Annotated in this window: 17 protein-coding genes and 1 pseudogene; 11 read left to right on the top strand and 7 right to left on the bottom strand. The window is 70.4% G+C overall.

The window, feature by feature from the left end; genetic code table 11:
- Positions 1–136 precede the first annotated feature (136 nt).
- Positions 137–2176, bottom strand: a pseudogene (locus bpln_RS38405) (DNA translocase FtsK); the annotation flags it as partial.
- Between bpln_RS38405 and bpln_RS38400 the strand changes: the two are divergent.
- From bpln_RS38400 to bpln_RS38390, 3 genes are all read left to right on the top strand, one after another.
- Positions 2148–2879 (top strand): hypothetical protein, encoded by a 732-nt coding sequence (locus bpln_RS38400; RefSeq protein WP_420807340.1) that lies wholly within the window; start codon positions 2148–2150, stop codon positions 2877–2879. The pseudogene bpln_RS38405 and the gene bpln_RS38400 overlap by 29 nt on opposite strands.
- 348 nt (positions 2880–3227) lie before the next feature.
- Positions 3228–4130 (top strand): hypothetical protein, encoded by a 903-nt coding sequence (locus tag bpln_RS38395; RefSeq protein WP_208459460.1) that lies wholly within the window; start codon positions 3228–3230, stop codon positions 4128–4130.
- A 653-nt stretch (positions 4131–4783) separates the two neighbouring features.
- On the top strand, positions 4784–5404 hold the full coding sequence (locus bpln_RS38390; protein ID WP_420807339.1) for a hypothetical protein: 621 nt from the start codon (positions 4784–4786) through the stop codon (positions 5402–5404).
- Positions 5405–5409: 5 nt separating this feature from the next.
- On the opposite strand, the gene bpln_RS13975 is transcribed toward bpln_RS38390, so the two are convergent.
- Positions 5410–5979: an META domain-containing protein gene (locus tag bpln_RS13975; protein ID WP_042625664.1), complete on the bottom strand. Its 570-nt coding sequence runs from the start codon at positions 5977–5979 to the stop codon at positions 5410–5412.
- 210 nt (positions 5980–6189) lie between these two features.
- Here bpln_RS13975 and purT point away from each other — a divergent pair, with 210 nt between their 5' ends.
- The 4 genes from purT (at position 6190) to bpln_RS13955 (ending at position 9865) form a co-directional block, all read left to right on the top strand.
- Entirely contained in the window at positions 6190–7404 is a 1215-nt protein-coding gene (gene purT, locus bpln_RS13970; protein WP_055139085.1) for a formate-dependent phosphoribosylglycinamide formyltransferase, read from the top strand.
- A 96-nt stretch (positions 7405–7500) separates the two neighbouring features.
- Entirely contained in the window at positions 7501–7662 is a 162-nt protein-coding gene (locus bpln_RS37160) for a DUF6726 family protein (protein WP_042625662.1), read from the top strand.
- A gap of 106 nt (positions 7663–7768) precedes the next feature.
- The gene (locus tag bpln_RS13960) at positions 7769–8155 is read left to right on the top strand and encodes an MliC family protein (protein WP_055139084.1); all 387 of its coding nucleotides are present in this window, start codon (positions 7769–7771) and stop codon (positions 8153–8155) included.
- 219 nt (positions 8156–8374) lie between these two features.
- A complete protein-coding gene (locus bpln_RS13955) occupies positions 8375–9865 on the top strand; it encodes a DEAD/DEAH box helicase (protein WP_055139083.1) in 1491 nt (496 codons plus the stop codon).
- Positions 9866–10321: 456 nt separating this feature from the next.
- Here the strand turns inward: bpln_RS13955 and gluQRS are convergent, their stop codons facing one another.
- Together gluQRS and bpln_RS13945 are read right to left on the bottom strand one after the other, a co-directional pair.
- Positions 10322–11266 (bottom strand): tRNA glutamyl-Q(34) synthetase GluQRS, encoded by a 945-nt coding sequence (gene gluQRS, locus bpln_RS13950; protein ID WP_055139082.1) that lies wholly within the window; start codon positions 11264–11266, stop codon positions 10322–10324.
- A complete protein-coding gene (locus bpln_RS13945; RefSeq protein ID WP_042625658.1) occupies positions 11263–12153 on the bottom strand; it encodes a sulfurtransferase in 891 nt (296 codons plus the stop codon). Before bpln_RS13945 ends, gluQRS begins: the two co-directional genes overlap by 4 nt.
- 270 nt (positions 12154–12423) lie before the next feature.
- Between bpln_RS13945 and dnaE the strand changes: the two genes are divergently transcribed.
- On the top strand, positions 12424–15963 hold the full coding sequence (dnaE, locus tag bpln_RS13940; RefSeq protein ID WP_055139081.1) for a DNA polymerase III subunit alpha: 3540 nt from the start codon (positions 12424–12426) through the stop codon (positions 15961–15963).
- 93 nt (positions 15964–16056) lie between these two features.
- On the top strand, positions 16057–17241 hold the full coding sequence (locus tag bpln_RS13935; RefSeq protein ID WP_055139537.1) for a glycosyltransferase family 9 protein: 1185 nt from the start codon (positions 16057–16059) through the stop codon (positions 17239–17241).
- Positions 17242–17338: 97 nt separating this feature from the next.
- Here the strand turns inward: bpln_RS13935 and bpln_RS13930 are convergent, their stop codons facing one another.
- The 3 genes from bpln_RS13930 to bpln_RS13920 form a co-directional block, all read right to left on the bottom strand.
- Positions 17339–18619 (bottom strand): O-antigen ligase family protein, encoded by a 1281-nt coding sequence (locus bpln_RS13930; RefSeq protein WP_055139080.1) that lies wholly within the window; start codon positions 18617–18619, stop codon positions 17339–17341.
- 205 nt (positions 18620–18824) lie between these two features.
- On the bottom strand, positions 18825–19667 hold the full coding sequence (locus tag bpln_RS13925; protein WP_055139536.1) for a glycosyltransferase family 2 protein: 843 nt from the start codon (positions 19665–19667) through the stop codon (positions 18825–18827).
- A 299-nt stretch (positions 19668–19966) separates the two neighbouring features.
- Complete coding sequence (locus bpln_RS13920; protein WP_055139079.1) at positions 19967–20746, bottom strand: glycosyltransferase family 2 protein; 780 nt, start codon at positions 20744–20746, stop codon at positions 19967–19969.
- A gap of 201 nt (positions 20747–20947) precedes the next feature.
- On the opposite strand from bpln_RS13920, the gene msbA reads away from it, so the two are divergent.
- Positions 20948–22732: a lipid A export permease/ATP-binding protein MsbA gene (gene msbA, locus bpln_RS13915; protein WP_042625653.1), complete on the top strand. Its 1785-nt coding sequence runs from the start codon at positions 20948–20950 to the stop codon at positions 22730–22732.
- 125 nt (positions 22733–22857) lie between these two features.
- A complete protein-coding gene (locus bpln_RS13910; protein WP_055139078.1) occupies positions 22858–23310 on the top strand; it encodes an RcnB family protein in 453 nt (150 codons plus the stop codon).
- The last annotated feature ends 26 nt before the right edge of the window (positions 23311–23336 follow it).

Genomic DNA, 23336 nt, shown 5'->3' with positions numbered 1-23336 from the left:
GCGTCAGCAACTTTCCGGGAGCTTTCACGGCACCCGCGGCGGGGCGATGAAACGATGCGCGTGCAGCAATTTCGGTGCCTCGACCGGGCGCTCGCGAAGCGGTGCCGGCCGCTTCACGAGCCTCACCTCGCGGGCCTCATTCGGGCAGCGGCGGCGCGAGCACTTCGCGGCTGCCGTTGATGCCCATCGGCGAGACGAGGCCGGCCGTTTCCATCTGCTCGACCAGCCGCGCGGCGCGGTTGTAGCCGATGCGCAGCTGGCGCTGCACCGACGAGATCGACGCGCGCCGCGTGCGCACCACGAAGGCCACCGCTTCGTCGTAGAGCGGATCGGCCTCGGCGTCGGGCGCGTCGCCGAACAGGTCCTGCGGGCCGCTGCCGTCCGGCTGCGGGCCGTCGAGGATGCCTTCCTCGTATTGCGGCTCGCCGAACTGCTTCAGGTATTCGACGATGCGGTGGACTTCCTCGTCGGCCACGAACGCGCCGTGGACGCGCTGCGGATAGCCGGTGCCGGGCGGCAGGAACAGCATGTCGCCCTGGCCGAGCAGCGACTCGGCGCCCATCTGGTCGAGGATCGTGCGCGAATCGATCTTCGACGACACCTGGAACGCCACGCGGGTCGGGATGTTGGCCTTGATCAGGCCGGTGATCACGTCCACCGACGGGCGCTGGGTGGCGAGGATCAGGTGGATGCCGGCCGCGCGTGCCTTCTGCGCGAGCCGCGCGATCAGCTCTTCGATCTTCTTGCCGGCCACCATCATCAGGTCGGCCAGTTCGTCGATCACCACCACGATCAGCGGCAGCGGCGAGAGCGGTTCGGGATCCTCGGGCGTGAGCGAGAACGGGTTGCCGATCTTCTTTTCCTTCGCCGCCGCGTCGCGCAGCTTCTGGTTGAAGCTCGCGAGGTTGCGCACGCCGACGGCCGACATCAGCCGGTAGCGCTTCTCCATCTCGCCGACACACCAGTTCAGCGCGTTCGCGGCGAGCTTCATGTCGGTGACGACGGGCGCGAGCAGATGCGGAATGCCTTCGTAGACGGACAGTTCCAGCATCTTCGGATCGATCATGATCAGGCGCACTTCCTCGGGCGTCGCCTTGTAGAGCAGCGAGGCGATCATCGCGTTGATCGCCACCGACTTGCCCGAGCCCGTGGTGCCGGCCACCAGCATGTGCGGGGCCTTGGCCAGATCGGTGACCACCGGATTGCCGACGATGTCCTTGCCCATCGCGATCGTCAGCTGCGAGGCCGAGTGCTGGTACTGGCGCGAGGCGAGGATCTCGGAGAGGCGGATCATCTGGCGCTTCGCGTTCGGCAGTTCGAGGCCCATGCAGGTCTTGCCGGGAATCGTCTCGACCACGCGGATCGAGGTCAGGCCGAGGCCGCGCGAGAGATCCTTCATGAGGCCGACGATCTGGCTGCCCCGCACGCCGAGCGCCGGCTCGATCTCGAAGCGCGTGATCACCGGGCCGGCCGACGCGCCGACCACCGTCACCGGCACCTTGAACTCCTGCAGACGCTGCTCGATCACCTGGCCGGTCTGGGCGAGATCGGCCTCGGAGATCGTTTCGATGTCGTCGGAGGCCGGTTCGAGCAGGTCGAGCGGCGGCAGTTCGACGTTCGAGGCGGCGGGGGCGCGGAACTCGAAGGCGTTCGGCGCGGGCGGGCGCGCGACGGGTTGGGGCGCGGGCGGCGGCGCGGCGGTGGCTGGATCGGACTGCGCGGCCGGCGCGGGTGCGAAGGTGGGCGGCAGGCCTGGTTCGACGGGGGGCGCTGCCGGCGCGGTGCCGGTGGACGCGGGGGCGTGCGCCGACATGGGCGCGCCGGTGGCGAGCGGGGCCGCGACGGGCGAGGCGAGGTTCGCGGGCGCTGCGGGCGACGTGACGAAGCCGGCCGTCGGCGCGGGCGTGAGCGTCGCGACGAGCGGGGTGCTCAGGGTCTGCGCGGCCGCGGCACCGGACGTGGCCGCGCCGCTCAGGAACGTCGCCGGGGTCAGCGCGCCGGTCAACGTGGTCATGCCGGGGAACGACGTTGCGGCAGGGCTGGATGCGTGGGTGGCGTTGGTTGTTGCGTCGATGGCGCTGCTGCCTGCCGGCGTGGACGTGCGCGCGGCGGGCGGCAGGCTTGCTGGCGCGGGTTCGGATGTCGACGTGCCGGCCGGTCGGGTCGGCGATGTCGTCGGCGACATCGCGTTCCATGCCGGTTCGGCGTGGCTTGCCGGCGTCGCCGGGATGACGGGCTTGGCGTCGGCGGCAGGTATCGCTTCCCAGGGCGGAATGGCGCTCGCCGGCGGGGCTGCCGTGGCGGTGGGCGCGGCGGTGGGCGGCGCGTTGGTCCGCACCTGCGAGTTCACCGGTTGCGCCGCCGAGGCGACCGTCGATGCGACGGGTACGCCGAACGTCGGGGCTGCCGAAGGGGCATCGATACCCGATCCGGCAGGACTTGCCGGGGACGAGAGGCCGGCATTCCTGCTGCCGATGGCGGTCGCGGCTTCAGCGCCTGACGGGGCTGCGGACCGTGCAGCGGAGGCAAACGCCGAGCTGCCGGGAAGGGACGGCGAAACCGGCGCGGGCGCGGCGGCAGCCGGGAACGTACCCGTCGTGCCGGCCGAAGCGGCCGCCGGCGGCAGGGTTGTCGAGACGGTGAAATCCGTCCTGCCGGGCGTGCCGGCAGGCGTGGCCCAGGCAGCAGGCACGTTCGCGCCGATGGCGCCGGTCGACGGCGTCGCGGCCGCCGCGGGCGTCGAGCGCGTGGTGCTCGTCGGGCCGGTGGCGATCGTTGAAGGTACCGCCGTTTCGTATGCGAAGGTCTGGGCCGGCGTGGCGCCGCTCGACGCGAGCGTCGCCGGACGAGCGGTTGCGTTGGCCGCGCCTGGTGCTTGAACTGTCGCTGCGATCCCGGATGTGCTCGCGAGCGGCGCCGACGGTGCGGAATTCGTCGGGGACGTGGCCGCGGTGCTTGAATTCGCCGTTTGAACCGGCGATGCGGCATGGGGCGTACGCACCGCAGACATCGGCGTCACGAAATTCGCCGATTGCGTGGCCGGACCATTCGCCATATCGCCCGTCGGCACCGCTCGGGCCGATGTCGCGGCGCGGGCCAGACTCGCTGGAAGCGGCGGCGCGACGGAATCCGCCAAGCGCGTTGCCGAGCCGTTGGCCACGTTGCCCGCAACCGCGCCCCGAGCCGCCGATGCAGCGCTGCTCGTGCTTGCCGGATACACCGGCGCCGTGGAACTTGCCGAAGGCGAAGCCGAACCGACGGCTGCGCCGTCCGCCGCCATCGAGAGGGGCGCGGCGGTCGCGCCGGAGGGCGTCGACGCAGCCGCGAGCGGCGCCGGCGAAGCGATCGCCCCGGCCGTGGCGCCATTTGTCGTCGTCGCGGGGGCCGACGCCGACGCTTCGCCGGCGCTTGCCTGCATTGCCGAAGCTGCTGGAGGCGTCGGCGCCGTCGTGCCGACCCGATCCGCAACCGCGCCGGTCGCCGCCGACGTCACGGAATCCGTTTCGCCGGACAACGGTTGCGCAGCCGGAACGTCCACGGCCTGCGCGGCCGTCGTGCCGAACGTGACCGGCACCGCCCGCGCGGTGGCAACGCTTTGCGCGACGGCGTCGGTCGACCGCGCCGGCAATGATTGCGCATCCGCCAGCCCGATATCGGGCGAGGGGAGGGCCGCCGTATCGAGATCATCGAGACCCGGCAGCGGCGTACCGGCGTTTTCGGCGACCGGCATGAACGTGCCGACATCAATGACCGGATCGGCATCGACATCCGCATCCTGCCCGTCGAGCTCACCGACCGATGCCGTCGACATCACCGACGCCGCATCCGCATCCATCGCCATCTCGAACGCGAGTGGGGCATCGTTCGCGGACGGCACGGGGACATCAGCCCCACCCGCCGTCCCTGGCGGTGCATCACTTGCGGAGTCCGGCGCGGCGCGCGTCGTAAACATCCCGGCCGCCTGGGCACTGCCGGCCGCCGCCGCGGCCGCCGGATCGCCGGCGTGTGCCGCGACGGTCGTACCGGCCAGCGCGGCCCATTGCGCGGTGCTCGCATCGATCGAACGCAGCGTGTCCTGCAGGCTCGGCGACGGCGTGACCGGTTGCGCGGGCGCCTCGTTCCATGCGTAGAGCGGCGCGCGCGCCGGCGGCGTCGGGCGTCGCCGCACGGCCGGGTTTGCGGGCTGCGCAGTGGCCGCGGGCCGTACCGGCGACCGCGCGGGCGCTGCCTGCGGAGTGCCGGAGCGCGCCGGCATCGGCGCGTGCGGCTGCGTGGCCGACGCAGGCGCGAGGTTGGGCTGCGCGACCGGCGCCACCACCGGACGGATCGGCGCGGCGGCCGGCGTCGCGCGGCGCGTCGACGGGTAGCGTTCCTGCAGCGTCTTCACCGCCTGCGCGGCCTGCACGGCCGACGACGCGAGGTTCGGCGGTGCCGGCGGCATCGGCACCGAGGACGGCACGAACGGCGGCGCGCCTGCCGACGCGGCGGCGGCCTTCGCGGCCTTCGCGGCCTTCGCGGCCTGCGCAGCGGCCGCGCCGGACTCCCCGGCGACACCGCCCACGGCCCCACCTGCAGCGCCCGAGCCCGCGCGACCCGCCGGATTGAGCCACCCCGACGGCGCGGACGGTTCGACCATCTGCCGCGGCTGTTGCGGCAGTGGCGCGCTCCAGCCGCGCGGTTCCTCGCGCCGCGGCTCGCGCCTCGTTTCACGCTTCGCGTCGGGGCGCCACAGCGTGGGCCGCGCGAAGCGTCCGTTGCGTTGCGGCGCCATCGAATTGACGGTGTGGGCGGTCGACGGCTGCACGTCGGCGGCGCGCCGCACGCGGCGATCCTCGTCGCGATGCAGCGCGCTGCGCGGCAGGTCGGCGATGCCGCGCGGCTCGTCGTCGACGCGGCGCCCGGCGCGCCCGAGGCGCACGCCGAACGATGCGTCGAGCCAGTCGTTGGTGCTGCGCCAGTCGAGCCCGAACAGCCAGGGCAGGCCGGCGACGAGCAGCGCCACCATCACGAGCGGCGTGCCGATATGGCCGAACACGCGCTCGAAGCCGGCGGCGAGCGCATGGCCGAACGCGTCGCTGGTGTCGCCGCCCGGCAGCGCGGTGGCGAGCGTGCAGCTCGCCACGAACACGCAGGCGAAGCCGAGCCAAAGGCGGATCGAGCCGCGTCCGGTGCGGCTGCCCGGCAGCATCGTCTTCACGAGCCGCCAGACCAGGGGGAGGAACCAGACGGCCGATACGCCGAACCAGCCGAAAACTACCGTATGCATACCAGGAAACGTCGAGTCACGAGGACGGGCGCCACGCGCGGCCCATCGGGGTTAACCGGTCGAAGCATCCGGCGCCCGCGCGCGGGCACCACACGCCATGCAGGCGCGCGGCCGAATGCCCGCGCGCGCAGCGACTGACAGGATTACGGAGCGTCGCGACGCGCGAATGTCAGCGTCGCGCCGCTTTCGGTCACGAGATAGAGCTGCTGCGGCGCCTGCATCTGCAGGCCGGCCTTGGCGATGTGCGCGAGCGCGTCGAGATAGGCCGGCTCGAGCCGCCCGGCCGGGCCGGCGCAGGCACGACGCGTGCCGGCGAGCGGGCCGAAGCTGAGCAGGCCGTTCTTCACCATGTAGGTGCCGGTGTAGCGATTGCAGCCGGCGAAGCCCGACGCGCGGCGCACGCCGTCGGCCGTCGAGAGCCGCAGCCGGATCGACGGGTCCTGCGCCGCGCCGGCGCCGTTCGCCTCGGCACCGCCGTGCGGCACCTCGCGCTGCGAACCGTCGGCGTCGCGCCAGTTCGTGAGTTCCCAGCTCGTATCGTCGACCAGCTGGATCGCGGCCGGGTTGAACGGGTCGGACGGCGGCGCGGACGCGTCGGGATGGGTGGGAATCGCGCAGGCGGCCAGCGCGGCGAGCGCGGCCGCGGCAAGCGGTGCGCGCAGCGAACGGACGAAGCGTAGGCGCGCGGACACGGCCGCGGAGTGGGTAAGCATGGCCTCGTTCCTCGAATTCATCGTGATGCCGGCAGTGATGCCGGCAAAGGCGTAAGAGTAACGCAGTCGGCCTGCGCTAGGCGAGCGGCCCCGGCGCCGGAAAATCTTCAGCGGGACGGCTCCACCGGCCGGTCGGGGCGGGGGCGCGTGTTAACATCGCGGCTCGGTTGTCATCCTCTCTTCACCCCAATCTTTTCAGCGGGAAATCTCATGCAGATCGGTCAGCGGCTCGGTACGCCGCTTTCGCCCTGCGCCACGCGCGTCATGCTGCTGGGCGCGGGCGAACTCGGCAAGGAAGTCATCATCGCGTTGCAGCGGCTCGGCGTCGAAGTGATCGCCGTCGATCGCTACGCGAACGCGCCCGGCCACCAGGTCGCCCACCGCGCGCACGTGATCGACATGACCGACGCCGCCGCGCTGCGCGCGCTCGTCGACGCCGAGCAGCCGCACCTGATCGTGCCCGAGATCGAGGCGATCGCCACTGACGCGCTGGCCGCGATCGAGGCGGCCGGCGTCGCCGAGGTGATCCCGACCGCGCGCGCGACCCAGCTGACGATGAACCGCGAGGGCATCCGCCACCTCGCCGCCGAGGAACTCGGCCTGCCGACCTCGCGCTACGCGTTCGCGCAGTCGTTCGACGAATTCCGCGCGGCGGTGGCCGCGATCGGCTACCCGTGCGTGGTGAAGCCGGTGATGTCGTCGTCGGGCAAGGGCCAGTCGGTCGTCAAGGGCGACGCCGACGTCGAGCCGGCCTGGCAGCACGCGATGGCGGGCGGGCGCGTGAACCACGGCCGCGTGATCGTCGAGGGCTTCGTCGATTTCGACTATGAGATCACCCAGCTGACCGTGCGCGCGATCGACCCGGCCAGCGGCGAGACCCGCACCTATTTCTGCGACCCGGTCGGCCACGTGCAGGTGGCCGGCGACTACGTCGAATCGTGGCAGCCGCAGCCGATGAGCGAGATTGCCCGGGAACGTTCGCGCGAGATCGCACACCAAGTGACGACGGCGCTCGGCGGGCGCGGCCTGTTCGGCGTCGAGCTGTTCGTGCGCGGCGACGAGGTCTGGTTCTCCGAAGTCAGCCCGCGTCCGCACGACACCGGGCTCGTCACGCTGGCCTCGCAGCGGCAGTCGGAGTTCGAACTGCACGCGCGCGCGATCCTCGGCCTGCCGGTCGATCCGACCCTGAGTTCGCCGGCCGCCTCGGCCGTGATCTACGGCGGCATCGACGAGGCCGGCATCGCGTTCGAAGGCGTGGCCGAGGCACTTGCCGTGCCGAGCGCGGACCTGCGCCTGTTCGGCAAGCCGGAGAGTTTCACGAAGCGGCGCATGGGCGTGGCGGTGGCCACCGGCGCCGATATCGACGAGGCGCGCGAGCGCGCGAAACGGGCCGCGGCGGCGGTGCGGCCGGTATCGGCGCGCTAGCGGCGCCTCGCCCGGGGCGGGCGCCGCGGCGCGCCGCCCGGGCAACACGAATCACAGGCCGGCGCGGCATGCGCCGCCCGGCCGGGGAGTAGCGAAATGAAATGGGTGCTCATCGCGGTGCTGTGCCTGTCGGCTTCGGGCTGCGGCCTGGCCGCGGCGCCGTGCCGGGTCGCGTCGGCCGGCCTCAAGATCGTGCCGCTGGTCGGGCATGCGGCCGCCACGCCGACCGATGCCTGCGCGGATGTCATCGATCCGTGATTGTCCGGATCGCGTCGCCGATTCGATTCCCGCGCCGTCTTGCCTGCCGGGCGCGGATCGCTCCCCGGTCGCGGCCTGCCCGTTGCCCACTGAGGAAGGATCTGTCATGAAGAAACGCATCGTCTGGGCGCTCTGCCTGCTGGCCGGTCTGGCGGGCACGCGGGCGGCGCTGGCCGCGCAGCTGACGGTCGAGGAAATCGACGCCGACGCGCGCACCATCGCCACCTACCGTTGCGCGAACCAGCCGAAGCCGGTGCGCGTGGCCTACTGGCTGGCCCGCAACGGCCAGAGTTTCGCGCTGGTGCCGGTCAACGGCCAGCCGATGCTGTTCGTCGATACCGTGTCCGCCTCGGGCGCGCGCTACCAGGCCGGACGCTATACCTGGTGGACCAAGGGGCCGGACGGCAACCTGACCGACGAGATCGCCGGATCGTCCGCGCCGCCGTTGCTCGCCGATTGCGAGGAAATCAAGCCGAAGCGCAAGCCCCGCTGACGGCCCGACCGGGCTTGTCACGAGCCAGTGCTACAATACTGCCCTTTCCGTCGGCGTTCGGCCGCACGGGGCGGCGCGTCTGCCGGATTCGGTGGCGCGGCGGCGTCGCGCGGCGCGCCGCAGCAGTTCCGTCATGTCCATCCGTTGTTCGCGCGGCCGCTGCCAGTCAGCCGGGGCCGCCCTGGAATCCCCGCCGCGCCACTTGAGCGAAACGCCACCATGTCCGATGCAGCAGTCACGTCCGTCGATGCAACTTTCGATCAGTTCGGCCTCGCGCCCGACATTCTGAAGGCCATTGCGGAACAGGGCTATACGACGCCCACGCCGATCCAGGCGAAAGCGATTCCAGTCGTGCTGTCCGGGCGCGACGTGATGGGCGCCGCGCAGACGGGCACCGGCAAGACCGCCAGCTTCTCGCTGCCGATCATCCAGCGGCTGCTGCCGCAGGCCAACACCAGCGCCTCGCCCGCGCGCCACCCGGTGCGCGCGCTGATCCTCACGCCGACGCGCGAGCTGGCCGACCAGGTGGCCGCCAACGTCCATGCCTACGCGAAGCACACGGCGCTGCGCAGCGCCGTGGTGTTCGGCGGCGTCGACATGAACCCGCAGATGGCCGAGCTGCGGCGCGGCGTCGAGATCCTGATTGCCACGCCGGGCCGGCTGCTCGACCACGTGCAGCAGAAGACGGCCAACCTTGGACAGGTGCAGATGCTGGTGCTCGACGAGGCCGACCGGATGCTCGACATGGGCTTCCTGCCCGACCTGCAGCGGATCCTGAACCTGCTGCCGAAGGTGCGCCAGACGCTGCTGTTCTCGGCGACGTTTTCGCCCGAAATCAAGAAGCTGGCCTCGACCTACCTGATCAATCCGCAGACCATCGAAGTCGCGCGCAGCAATGCGACCGCGACCAACGTCACGCAGATCGTCTACGACATCCCCGAGGGCGACAAGCAGGCGGCCGTGGTCAAGCTGATCCGCGATCGCGCGCTCAAGCAGGTGATCGTGTTCTGCAACAGCAAGCTCGGTGCGAGCCGGCTCGCGCGCCAGCTCGAACGCGACGGCGTGATCGCCACGGCGATCCACGGCGACCGCTCGCAGAACGAGCGGATGCAGGCGCTCGACGCGTTCAAGCGCGGCGAGGTCGAGGCGCTGGTGGCCACCGACGTGGCCGCGCGCGGGCTCGACATCGCCGAACTGCCGGCCGTGATCAATTTCGATCTGCCGTTCAGCGCCGAGGACTACGTCCACCGGATCGGCCGGACCGGCCGCGCGGGCGCCTCGGGCGACGCGCTGTCGCTGTGCAGCCCGAACGAGCGCAAGCAGCTCGCCGACATCGAGAAGCTGATCAAGCGCGACCTACCGCTGCAGCCGCTGGCGATCGACGCGCCGGTGCGTGCGCGCCGCGAGCACGGCGAGCGTAGTGAACGCGGTGAACGTAGCGAGCGCGGTGAACGTAGCGAGCGCGGTGAACGCGGTAGCCGTGACGAGTCGCGCGCGCCGCGCCGCGCGCACGGCGGTGAACGCAGCCATCATCACCATTCGCGTCGCGAAGCGCCGATCGACGAGTTTTTCCTCAAGCCCTACGAGCCGGCGCCGAGCGCGCGTCAGCCGGAAGAGGCGACCAAGCCCGCGCAGCCGGAGAAGAAGTCGAAGCAGCCGCTCGCGGCTTTGCTTGGCGGCTTCGGGATGCCGCGCCGCTCGTCGTCGTAAGGGCGGGGTCGCGGCTTCGCCGAGGGCGGTGAAGGCGGCGGGAAGATTATGGAAAGCGGGTGGATGCGCGAGCATCCGCCCGTTTTTATTTGGCCGGGAGATCGTGGCGTGGTCGGGGCTCGCGGTAGCAGGCGGGGCGCTCGAGCGTGAGTCGGGCCTGGAAGTGGCGAAGCGGCCGCGGGACGCCCGGACGGGCGGTGATTGAGTGGCGCTTGGGTGGGGCGACGACGGGTCATGCAGGCATGCTCGGCAGCGCGGGCGGTTCGCGAAGATGGAGCGGCGAACGGTTCGCCGACGCCTGTGCGTCGAGGTCCGGCGAGGCACCAGCGGCCGGATGCGTCAGGCCGATGATGTTCCGCGCGATCGCCAGCACGGCTGTCGTGCCGGCTCGTCGGCCCGCTCGCCCGCTCCGCCGCCCGGCGCGGAATACGGCACCCGTCGCACGGGTCGCGACGATCAGGCCGATCGCGCATCCATCCCGAAACGCGACGCCCATGCGGCGATCGCCATCGGAAAGAACGTCTCGAGCGAGGTGCGCGCCGACGGCGCGAGCGCGAGCCCGAGATGATCGGCCGCCGCGGCGAGCGCGACGAGCGGCGCGCGCGTGTCGAGCGCCGTCGCGCCGGTCTGCTTGCTGAGCTTCTCGCCGTTCGCGTCGACCACCACCGGCACATGCAGATAAACGGGCGTCGGCGCGCCGAGGCACCGTTGCAGATAAATCTGCCGCGCGGTCGAATCGAGCAGGTCCGCGCCGCGCACGACGTGCGTGATGCCCGCGTCGCGATCGTCCACCACCACCGCCAGCTGATAGGCCCACTGGCCGTCCGCGCGCTTGAGCACGAAATCACCGACCTCGGTGGCGAGGTCCTGCGTCTGCCGGCCCTGCCAGCGGTCGTCGAACGTGATGCGGGCCGCCGCGCCGTCGGGCACGCGCAGCCGCCACGCGCGCGCCGGCTTGCCGTGCAGGCCGGTGCGGCAGGTGCCGGGGTAGGCGAGCGTGGTGTGCCGCTCGTGCGCGGCGTGCAGCGAATCGGCGATTTCCTTGCGTGTACAGCCGCACGGGTAGACGAGGCCCGCCCGCGTCAGTGTGTCGAGCGCGCTCGTATAGAGCGCGTCGCGGCGGCTTTGCCAGATGGGCGGCTCGTCGGCGACGAGCCCGAACGCGGCGAGCGTCGCGAGAATCGCGTCCGCCGCGCCCGGCACCGTGCGCGGGCCGTCCACGTCCTCGATCCGCACCAGCCACGCGCCGCGATGCGCGCGGGCATCGAGCCAGCTCGCGAGCGCGCCGACCAGCGAGCCGAAATGCAGCGGGCCGGTCGGCGACGGCGCGAAACGGCCGCAATAGCGGCGCGGCCCGTCGCGCCGCGGTTGGTCGTGGCCCCGTTCGCCGGCTGGTTTCAAGCGAAGCGGCCGAGCGGTCCGGCGCCGGCCCGAGCGCCCGCGGTGCCGCCCACGTGGCAGGCCGGGCACGAGCGGCCCGGCACGTACAGCGGCGACTGCTGGTCCTGCGCGGACACCACCGCGCGGCAGGCGAAACAATTGACGTCGGCGGTCGGCTCCAGCTGCGGATTGAGGGCCGTGCGGTAATCGAACACGAAGCAGTCGCCGTGGTAATGCGCGCCGCCGACTTCCTCGAAATACTTCAGGATGCCGCCCTCGAGCTGGTAGACGTGCTCGATGCCGACTTCCTTCATGTGGATCGCGGCCTTCTCGCAGCGAATCCCGCCGGTGCAGAACGACACCACGGTCTTGCCCTCGAGATCGGCGCGATTCGCCTCGATCACGGCCGGGAATTCGCTGAACTTGTCGATCCGGTAATCGAGCGCGGCGTCGAACGTGCCGACATCGACCTCGAACGCGTTGCGCGTGTCGAGCATCACCACCGGCCGGCCTTCGTCGTCGTGGCCGCGATCGAGCCAGTCCTTCAGCGTGCGCGCGTCCACCGACGGCGCGCGGCCGAGTTCGGGCCGGATCGCCGGCTTCTTCATCGTGATGATCTCGCGCTTCAGGCGCACCAGCATGCGCCGGAACGGCTGCGAGTCGGACAGGCTTTCCTTGAACGACAGGTCGGCGAACTTGCCGGCGAACAGGGGATCGTCGCGCAGATAGGCGACGAACGCATCGGTCGCGTCGCGCGGCCCGGCGATGAACAGGTTGATGCCTTCGGGCGCGAGCAGGATCGTGCCGCGCAGCCCGAGCGCCTGGCAGCGTTCGGTGACGAGCGGCCGCCAGGCTTCGGGCGATTCGATCGTGACGAAGCGGTAGGCGGCGAGGTTGACGATGGACATGATGAACCGATGAAGGGCGGGGCGGCACGGCTCGCGGGCGCCCTCCGTGACGCCGCGCGCGGACGCAGCAAATGAGGGTGCGATGCCATGCGGCAGCCGCCGCGTGAATGACCAAAACGCGTATTATCCCGCAAACGCGCGCGGGAACCAGCCACCCGGACGGCTGAGGCGGCGTGTCGCGGCCGGCGCCGACCTGTCCGGATGGCCAGCGCGGCGATTTTTGCGCCGGGCCGGCGATGCCCGTGCCGCGACGCGGCTACAATAACGCCCATGTCAGATCCCCGTTTCGTACATCTTCGCGTTCACTCCGAATTCTCGATTGCCGACGGCATCGTGCGTCTCGACGACATCGTCAAGGCGGCGGCGGCCGACGGTCAGGGCGCGCTCGCCCTGACCGATCTCGGCAACGCGTTCGGTCTGGTCCGCTTCTACAAGGAAGCCCGCGGCAAGGGCATCAAGCCGATCGCCGGCTGCGACGTCTGGGTCACGAACCACGACGATCGCGACAAGCCCGCGCGCCTGTTGCTGCTGGTGCGCGACAAGGCCGGCTACCTGAACCTCTGCGAGCTGCTGTCGAAGGCGTGGCTCACGAATCAGTACCGCGGTCGCGCCGAGATCGACCCGCAGTGGCTCGAATCGGAGCTCGGCGGCGGCCTGCTGGCGCTGTCGGGCGCGCAGCAAGGCGACATCGGCATCGCGCTCGCGGCCGGCAACGCCGAGTCCGCGCGCCGTCACGCGCAGCGCTGGGCGCGCGTGTTCCCGGGCGGCTTCTACATCGAGCTGCAGCGCTACGGCCAGCCGGGCGCCGAAGCCTACATCCAGGAAGCCGTCAAGCTCGCGGCCGAACTGAAGCTGCCGGTGGTGGCCACCCATCCGCTGCAGTTCATGGGCGACGAGGATTTCACGGCGCACGAGGCCCGCGTCTGCATTTCGGAAGGCGACATCCTCGCCAATCCGCGCCGCCAGAAGCGTTTCACGACCGACCAGCGGTTCCGCACCCAGGCCGAGATGGCCGAGCTGTTCGCCGACCTGCCGTCGGCCGTGCTGAACACCGTCGAGATCGCGAAGCGCTGCAATCTGACGATCGAGCTCGGCAAGCCGAAGCTGCCGCTGTTCCCGACGCCCGACGGCATGTCGCTCGACGACTACCTCGTGCAATTGTCGAAGGAGGGGCTCGAGAAGCGCCTCGTGCAGCTGTACCCGGACGAGGCCGAGCGCAGCGCGCAGCGCGACACCTATTACCAGCGCCTCGATTTCGAGTGCGGCACGATCACGAAGATGGGCTTCCCCGGCTACTTCCTGATCGTCGCGGACTTCATCAACTGGGCCAAGAACAACGGCGTGCCGGTCGGCCCGGGCCGCGGCTCGGGCGCCGGTTCGCTGGTCGCCTATTCGCTCGGCATCACCGATCTCGATCCGCTGCGCTACAACCTGCTGTTCGAGCGCTTCCTGAATCCGGAACGGGTTTCGATGCCCGACTTCGACATCGACTTCTGCCAGCACGGCCGCGATCGCGTGATCCAGTACGTGAAGGAGAAGTACGGCGCGGACGCGGTCTCGCAGATCGCCACGTTCGGCACGATGGCCGCGAAGGCGGCCGTGCGCGACATCGGCCGCGTGTTGGACCTCGGCTACATGTTCACCGACGGCGTCGCGAAGCTGATCCCGTTCAAGCCGGGCAAGCACGTCACGATCGCCGACGCGATGAAGGAAGAGCCGCTGCTGCAGGAGCGCTACGACAACGAGGACGAAGTCCACCAGCTGCTCGATCTCGCGCAGCGCGTGGAGGGCCTCACGCGCAACGTCGGCATGCACGCGGGCGGCGTGCTGATCGCGCCGGGCAAGCTCACCGATTTCTGCCCGCTCTACGCGCAGGGCGACGAAGGCGGCGTGGTCAGCCAGTACGACAAGGACGACGTCGAGGCGGTCGGCCTCGTGAAGTTCGACTTCCTGGGCCTGACCACGCTGACGATCCTCGACTGGGCCGAGCGCTTCATCCGCCGGCTCGATCCGGCCAAGGCCGACTGGTCGCTCGCGCAGGTGCCGCTCGACGATCCGGCCTCGTTCCAGATCCTCAAGAAGGCGAACACGGTCGCCGTGTTCCAGCTGGAAAGCCGCGGCATGCAAGGCATGCTGAAGGACGCCCAGCCCGACCGCTTCGAGGACATCATCGCGCTGGTCTCGTTGTACCGTCCCGGCCCGATGGACCTGATCCCGAGCTTCTGCGCCCGCAAGCACGGGCGCGAGAAGGTGGAGTACCCGGATCCGCGCGTCGAGCCGGTCCTGAAAGAGACCTACGGCATCATGGTCTATCAGGAGCAGGTGATGCAGATGGCGCAGATCATCGGCGGCTACTCGCTCGGCGGCGCCGATCTGCTGCGTCGCGCGATGGGCAAGAAGAAGGCCGAGGAGATGGCCAAGCATCGCGAGATCTTCTACGAGGGCGCGGCGAAGAACGGCCTCACGCGCGAGAAGTCCGACGAGATCTTCGACCTGATGGAGAAGTTCGCGGGCTACGGCTTCAACAAGTCGCACGCGGCCGCCTACGCGTTGCTCGCCTATTACACGGCCTGGCTGAAGGCGCATCACCCCGCCGAATTCATGGCGGCCAACATGACGCTCGCGATGGACGACACCGACAAGGTGAAGATCCTGTTCGACGATTGCGTCCTGAACGGCCTCAAGGTGCTGCCGCCCGACATCAACCGGTCCGAATACCGCTTCGAGCCGGTCGGCGAGGCCGACGGCAAGCGCTCGAGGACGATCCGCTACGGGCTCGGTGCCGTGAAGGGCAGCGGGCAGAACGCGATCGAAGAAATCCTGCGCGCGCGCGGCGAAGGCGGTCCGTTCAAGGATCTGTTCGATTTCTGTGAGCGCATCGACCGCCGCATGGTCAACCGCCGTACCGTCGAGGCGCTGATCCGCGCCGGCGCGTTCGATTCGCTGACGCCGAACCGCGCGCAGCTGTTCGCCTCGGTGCCGCTCGCGATGGAAGCGGCCGAGCAGGCCGCCGCGAACGCGATGCAGGCGGGCCTGTTCGACATGGGCGCCGAGTCGCCGCACGCGCATGCGCTCGTCGACGAGCCGGCCTGGGACGACAAGCGCCGCCTGCAGGAAGAGAAGGGCGCGCTCGGCTTCTACCTGTCCGGGCACCTGTTCGACGCCTATCGCGAGGAAGTGCGCCGCTTCGCGCGCATGAAGCTCGGCGAGCTGAAGGAAGGCCGCGACAAGCTGGTGGCCGGCGTGATCGCGTCGCTGCGCACGCAGATGACGCAGCGCGGCAAGATGATCATCGTGCTGCTCGACGACGGCACCGGCCAGTGCGAGATCACGGTGTTCAACGAGCAGTTCGACGCGAATCGCGGACTGTTCAAGGAAGACGAGCTGCTGATCGTGCAGGGGCAGGCGCGCAACGATGCGTTCACGGGTGGTATCCGCTTCACGGCCGATGCGGTGATGGACCTCGAGCGTGCGCGCAGCCGCTACGCGCAGGCGGTGCGCATGACGATGAACGGCAACGCCGATGCCGGCGCGCTGCGCCGCGTGCTCGAGCCGCACGTCGCGAAGCCGGAGGCCGAGCCGGCCGCGCCGCCGGCCGCTCCCGCGCGTGGTGGCCGCGAGGGGCGCGATGGCGGTCGGCGCGCACCGCCGCCGATGCCGAACGGGCTCGCCGTGCAGATCCTCTACAACAACGCGCGCGCGCAGGGTGAGATGCGGCTCGGCGAGGCGTGGCGCGTGAGGCCGAGCGATACGCTGCTGGCCGATCTGCGCGCGACCTTCGGCGACGGTTCGGTCGAAATCGCGTATTGACCGGCTCCGGTTCCGCTGCCGCGCCCACGGGCGCGGCAGCGCGGAATCGAGTACAGTGCGTGCCTCGTGAGTCCCCACAACAGAACGACCGCCGTGGCTGCCCTGTTTCCTGATCATCCGCCCCGCAGCATTCTCGTCGTCGCGACGCGCCGGATCGGCGACGTCCTGCTGACGACGCCGATCGTCCGCTCGCTGAAGGCGCGCTGGCCCGACACGCCGATCGACATGCTGGTGTTTCGCGGCACCGAAGGCGTGCTCGAAGGCAATCCCGACGTCCGCAACGTACTCGTGGTCGCGCAGCGCGCGAAGCTCGGCGAACGCCTGCGCGACGCGGCGCGCCTCTGGCGCCGCTACGATCTGGCCTGCGCGGCACTCAGTTCGGATCGGCCGCGTTACTACACCTGGTTCGCCGGGCGCCGCCGCGTCGGGCTGGTCGATCCGGAGCGCGTCGGTCTCTGGCCCCGTCTGCTGCTGAACCGGATCGCGCTCAACGATCACCAGCGCGAGCACACGGTGGCCAGCACGCTCGCGCTGGCGCCGCAGATCGGCATCGAGCCGGTGCCCGAGGTGGTGGCGCCGCGCCTCGGTGACGATCCCGCGCAGCGCGCGCGTTTCGACGCGCTGCTGGCCACCTCGCCCGCCGTCGCGGCGCGGCGGCCGCTCGTCGTGCTGCATCCGTACCCGATGTTCGCGTACAAGCAATGGCGCCGCGACGGCTGGGTCGAGCTGATCGACTGGCTGCGCGGGCTCGGCTACGCGGTTGCGCTGAGCGGCGGGCCGGCCGGCAACGAGCGTGACTACGCCGAACGCGTCGTGAGCGATGCCGGCGGCGACGTGCTGAATCTGGTCGGGCGCCTGTCGTTTGGCGAAAGCGCCGAGCTGGCGCGGCGCGCGAAGCTGTTCATCGGGACGGATACCGGGGCGACGCACGTCGCCGCCGCGACCGGTACGCCCGTCATCGCGCTGTTCGGGCCGTCCGATCCGGTGCGCTGGGGGCCGTGGCCGCAGCGCTGGCAGGGCGGTGGTAGTCCGTGGCCGCTGGCGGGTTCGGCGCGCCGCGGCAACATCTATCTGCTGCAGGGCGAGGGCAGTTGCGTGCCGTGCCGCCAGGAAGGCTGCGAGCGCAACGTCGCGAGCTACAGCGACTGCCTGATGCAGATGTCGACCGCGCGTGTCGCGACGATCGCGGCCGAGATGCTCGGCTTGCCGGCCGAGGCGGCGCGCACGGCGCCGTCGACGGTGATCGACACGACGGGTCTGGTGCGGCCGCGAGCCTGAACGCGCGGCTCGGGGATTGCTTGCCCGCGTATCGCCGCCATGCCCTGCCTTACCCTGATTGCTTTACCGCCGGCCCTTTCGGGCGCGGCGGTGTCGCTCACGCGCGCGCCGCCGAGGTCGCCTGCGCCGCGCCGTCCGTCCGCCATCCGCAGCCGATCAGGATTCCGGCCAGCAGCACCAGCATGTGCCCCTCGGCGAAGTCGAGCAGCAGCGAATTCGCCAGGCTGCCGATCGCGAAGATCGTCAGCCACGCGAGCAGCAGATGCCGCGAACGCGCGTCGAGCGTCCGGCTGCCGGCCCAGACCCGCACCAGCAGGTTGACGAACAGCACGAGGCCGAGCGTGCCGAGCTGCACGGCCATCAGCAGGTATTCGTTGTGCGGATTCTCGGTCAGCTTGGCGTCGGCGAGCGTCTTGCCGGCCGACAGCTTCTGGAATTCGACACCGAGGCCGCCCGCGCCGTAGCCGATGAGCGGCCGTGCCGTGTAAAGCTGGAGCGCGCGCTTGTACCAGTCCAGACGCAGGCCGCTGGAGGTGGCCGCGTCGCTCTGCTCGTACTGCTGGACCTCGGTGCCCACCTGCATCAGGCGCCCGCCGTGCATCGTGGCGAGCATGCCGACCACCGCCGCCGCCAGCGCGACGAACAGCACGACGGTCAGCGCCGCGAGCCGCGACGATCGCCGGCGCGCCGCGATGAAGATTCGCAGCCCGATCACGGCCATCAGCAGCAGCGCGATCACCTGGCCGGTGCGGCCCTGCAGCATCACGAATACATCAACGAGCGAGAGCGCGACGATCGCGCCGAACACGAACCGCGCGCGCGACGTGCGGGCCGCGAGCATCATGTCGGCCGCCTGGTAGAACAGCAGCGCACCGAACATCCCGGCCGCGATGTGATTCTTGAACACCCAGGCGCGCGACAGCGGCAGCTCTATCCGGTGTGCCGGTCCGATCGCGGTCAGGCCGAGGTAGTTGGTGGTGGACAGCAGCAGGATCAGGACCAGCGTCGAGAACAGGCTCCAGCGCGTGATCGCGCGCCAGTCAGGCGTGGCGTCGCGGAATGCAAGCACCGCGAACGGCAGCAGCAGCAGCTTGTCGTATTTGCCGATCCATTCCCAGGCCGAGCGGGCCGGCGCGACCGAATAGGCGACGCTCGCGGCCAGCGCCGCGAGCAGCAGCAGCGCGGCGAGCGCGGCCGGCTGGCGGAGCAGCTTTGGCAGGCCGCGCCAGAACTCGGGCGCGCTCAGCGCCGCCACGGCGAACAGCGCGCAGAAGACGTTGGTGAGCGCGGTGGAGACGGGCACCATGCACAGCGCGGCGACGGCGAGCGCGCGGGCTGTCGTCAGGCGCCGGGAGACGGGCGGGGCAAACGATGACATCGGCAGGGGTTCAACGAGAGTGGAAGGGCCTTGCCCTGGCGCGACGAGCCGCGAAAACGGGGCGCGCCCGAGCAACGACGTGCGGAGTATACGCGACCGACCACGGGCCGGGACAAATCGGCGCCCGACGCGTGGCGCTACGTGACGCCATGTTGTCGTAGCGCAACCGCCGGCCTGCTCGAAGCGGGCGGCGGCCCGGCCGGTGTCAGGAGAAGGCGCGCTTGATCCGCGAGCGCAGCAGCGCGCGCTTCAGGGGGCCTTCGACGGCCGGCTCGCTCAGCGCGAGCGTGGCGCCGAGCGGCTGGCCGCGGCGCAGGTAGAAGCGGTCGAAGGTCGACTGCGTCATGCCCCACTTGTTGAGGAACTGGCGGCGGCCGTCGTTCTTGACGACCTTGCCGGTGCTCTTCTGCTGGAAGTGATAGACGAGGCTGTCGCCGACTCCGATGAAAATCCGGCAGCCGGCATCCCACATCTTCATCGACAGGTCGTTGTCGCTGCTCATGCCCGGGCTCAGCTCGCTGCTGTAGCCGCCCACGCGATGCCACCAGTCGCGGCGCACCAGCGTCGGCGGCCAGGTGGCGCCGATCCAGTCGGCGCGCCGCAGGTCCGGCGTGGCGGCCGCGAGCGCGTCGAGGTCGAGCGCCGCCGCGTCGCGGCCGAAGTCACGCACCACCACGCAGGGGTTGCCGCTGTCGACCGGCTCGACCATCGTGCCCGACAGCATGAACAGGTCGGTCGGCATGGCCGCGGCGCGCCGGGCGAGCGCGGTGTCCCAGCCGGGACAGACGGCCATGTCGTCGTTCATGTAGACCACGTACTCGTGCGCGGCGCGCGCCGCCGCGAGATTGACTGCGTGGCAGATGCCGATGTTGGTCGGCGACGCGGTGTGCTCGATGCCCTCCTGCCTGACCCAGTCGAGCGAGCCGTCCGAACCGTCGTTGACGTGGACGATGACCTGGTGCTCGTAGGCGGAATGGCGGCGCAGGCTCGCGACCACGCATTGCAGGTACGGCAGGTTGTTCCAGGTCGGGATGATGATGGAGAACATGAAGGCCAGCTTCGGAAGCGGAGCTTGGGAGCCGGCGGCGCGCAATGAACCGGCTCCGCCACGCGCTCGGTGATGGCCCGCATTGTACCTGTGACGTGACCTAATGTCTCAGAGATTATTTGCCGCGATGAGGGCGTGTCGTGTGGCCTGTCGCGTCGTGGTACCGGAGGTGGTGCCGCGTTCGTCGTCCCGAAGTGGCGCGGTTGGGTTGCCGCGGTGTGCAGGATCTTCAGTGCAAGGAGGTGCCGATGAGGAGCCGAGTCGACACCATTCGCGTCGGTATGACGGGACGTCCGATCTCAGGTTTCCGGATTTCTTCCGGGCGCTGGATTTTGCGCCCGCGCCCCGAGCTTGAGAAACCGGTAATAGACCGTTTCCGCGTTGAACACCGCGATCATGAAGCCGGCGCGGCCGTCGAGGAAGCCGCGCCGCAACACGTAGGTGCGCACGAAGGCCCACAGCCCGCGCCCGAGCGCCTTGCCGAAGCCGCCGCGCTGGCCGGCCGCGTGACGCTGCCGCGCGCCCGCGCTCGAATAGCTGTCGAGCTTGCGCAGCACCGCTTCGAAGTCCTCGTAGGAGTAGTGCAGCAGCTTGCCGGCGAGCCGCGCGGCCGGACCGTCGTGGATCAGCCGCTCATGCACCAGGTCGTCGGAGAAGCGCGCGGTGCCGCGCCGGAACAGGCGTGGAATCCAGTCCGGATACCAGCCGCCGTGGCGAATCCAGGTGCCGCAGAAGCTCGACAGCCGGTCGATCGCGTAGATGTCGGCGGCGGGCGCGCGGATCGCGGCACGGATCGACGCGGCCAGCTCGGGCGTGACGACTTCGTCGGTGTCGAGCGAGAGGATCCAGTCGGTGGACAACTGCGCGACCGCGCGATTCTTCTGCGGGCCGAAACCGGGCCATTCGCGCTCGATCACGACGCGCGCGCCATGTGCCTGCGCGATCTCGACGGTCGCATCGGTGCTGCCGCCGTCGATCAGCACGACTTCGTCGGCGAAGCCGAGCGCGGCGAGACAGTCGGGCAGGCGGGCGGCGGCGTTCAGCGCGATCAGCGCGACGCCGAGGGTGGGTTCGGCCATGCGAGGAGACGATAAGCGGGGCAGGAGGTGTGCGCGAGTATACCCGCCCGCCTGCACGACGGCGCCGCGTTGCCGGCCGGCATGGGGTGGCACAGGGGGCAGGGGCTATAATACTTCGCCATTTTGACGTGCGACGCCTCGCCGTCGGGCACCGTGCCGCCTCGCCATTCGGCATCGCGCCACACTGGAGAAAGATTGTCCTTGGAAACGCAGAACTCACTCCGCAAGTCGATCGGCCCGAGCGGGTCCACTTCGCCGCAGGCGGTGCTGCGGCGCCTGTGGCCCTACATCAAGCCGCTGGTCGGCATCCTCGCGCTGGCGATCCTCTCGATGGGGATCGTCGCCGCGACCGAGGCGGGGATTCCCGCGATGCTCAGGCCGCTGCTCGACCACGGTTTCGGCGCGCACAGCAACGAGAACGCGAAGTGGCTGGTGCCGGCCGCGATCATCGGGCTGGCGTTGGTGCGCGGCTTCGCGCAATACGCCTCGAACTACCTGCTCAACTACGTCTCGAACCGCATCCTGCTGAAGCTGCGCCTCGAGATGTTCGAGCGCATGATCCACACGAGCGCGTCGTTCTTCATGCGTGAAACGGCCAGCACCGTGATCAACGCGGTCGTGTTCGAGGTCAACCAGATCCTCGGCGTGCTGACCGGCGTGATGGTCACGCTGGTGCGCGACTCGATGACGGTGTTGTTCCTGCTCGCCTACCTGTTCTACCTGAACTGGCGGCTCACGCTGATCGTCGCGGTGATCCTGCCCGGGATCGGCTGGCTGGTCAGCAAGATCAACCGGCGCCTGCGCCGGCTGAACCGCGAGCACCAGACGCTCACCAACGAGCTGTCGTACATCGTCGAGGAGACCGTCGGCGGCTACAAGGTGGTGAAGATCCACAACGGCGAATCCTACGAGATCAGCCGCTTCACGGAGATGAGCAAGCGCCTGCGCGGCTACGCGATGCGCATGACGATCTCGGGCGGGCTCGCGCAGCCGGTCACGCAGTTCCTCGCCTCGATCGCGCTGGCGATCGTGATCACGATCGCGGTCGTGCAGTCGGCCAACGACCAGACCACGGTGGGCGGCTTCGTCGCGTTCGTCACCTCCATGCTGCTGGTGATCTCGCCGCTCAAGCACCTGATCGACGTGAACCAGCCGCTGCAGCGCGGCATGACCGCGGCCGAACTGATCTTCGGGCTGATCGACGAGCCGGTCGAGCCGAAGGGCGGTGGGCGGCGCGTCGCGCATGCGCGCGGCGAGGTCGAATACCGCAACGTGTCGTTCGACTACGGCGCGAGCGAGCGGCCGACGCTCGACCGCATCGCGTTCAAGGTCGCGCCGGGCGAGATGGTCGCGCTGGCCGGGCCGTCGGGCGGCGGCAAGTCGACGCTCGTGAACCTGCTGCCGCGCTTCTTCGATCCGACCGGCGGGGCGATCCTCGTCGACGGCGTGCCCGTCAACGACTACGACGTCCACGACCTGCGCGACCAGATCGCGATGGTCAGCCAGGACGTCGTGCTGTTCAACGACACGATCGCGGCGAACGTCGCCTACGGCGGCACGCCCGACCGCGAGCGCGTGCAGGCCGCGCTCGAGGCCGCGAACCTGGCGGACACGGTGGCGGCGATGCCGGACGGGCTCGACACGCTGGTCGGCGGCAACGGCATGCGCCTGTCGGGCGGCCAGCGCCAGCGGCTCGCGATCGCGCGCGCGATCTACAAGGACGCGCCGATCCTGATTCTCGACGAGGCCACCTCGGCGCTCGACTCCGAGTCTGAACGGCACGTGCAGGCCGCGCTCGAGCGGCTGATGGAAGGGCGCACCACGCTCGTGATCGCGCACCGGCTCTCGACCATCGAGCGCGCGGACCGGATTCTCGTGCTCGAGGCCGGCCGGATCGCCGAGGAAGGCAGCCACGAGGAACTGCTGCGCCGCGGCGGGCTCTACGCGCATCTGCACCGGATCCAGTTCCAGCAGCAGGCCGCCTGATCCGTGCCGGCGCCCGCCGTTCCGGGCGGCGCCGGCACGGTCTCGATTTGGCTCGCCGCATCCGTCCCCATGCTAGTCTCTCCGAACCGGCTGACGGATCGGCCGGTCAATCTGGGAGAAAACACATGAAGACGTCTCGCTTGCTGCTCGCGCTGCTGCTGGCCGGTTCGCTCGGATCGTCGCTCGCGCTCGCTCAGCAACCGCCGCATGGTGGCGACCACGGCCCCGGCCCGGGCGGCCCGGGTCATTCCGGCGGCCCCGGCCCCGGCCATCCGGGCGGCCCCGGCGGCCCCGGCGGCCCGGACCCGCACCATGCGCCGCGCCCCGGCCATGGCGGCCCGGCCGGCCATCCCGGCGGCCCGCGCGACGAGCCGCCCGGCGGCTTCATCGAAGGCCATCGTGACTGGCACCGCGGCGACCGGCTCCCGCGCGAGTACTGGGACCGTCAATACGTCGTCGACGACTGGCGCGCCTACAACCTGGCGCCGCCGCCGCGCGGCTATCACTGGGTTGGCATCGGCGGCGATTACCTGCTGGTGCAGATCGGGAACGGCGTGGTGCTGCGCGTCGGCCCCTGAGGGCGGTTAGCGGGCGGTGCCTGTCG

Source organism: Burkholderia plantarii (assembly GCF_001411805.1).
Lineage (GTDB): Bacteria > Pseudomonadota > Gammaproteobacteria > Burkholderiales > Burkholderiaceae > Burkholderia > Burkholderia plantarii.
The sequence above is the reverse complement of the archived record's forward strand: the minus strand, read 5'-3'. Positions and strand labels throughout refer to the sequence as shown.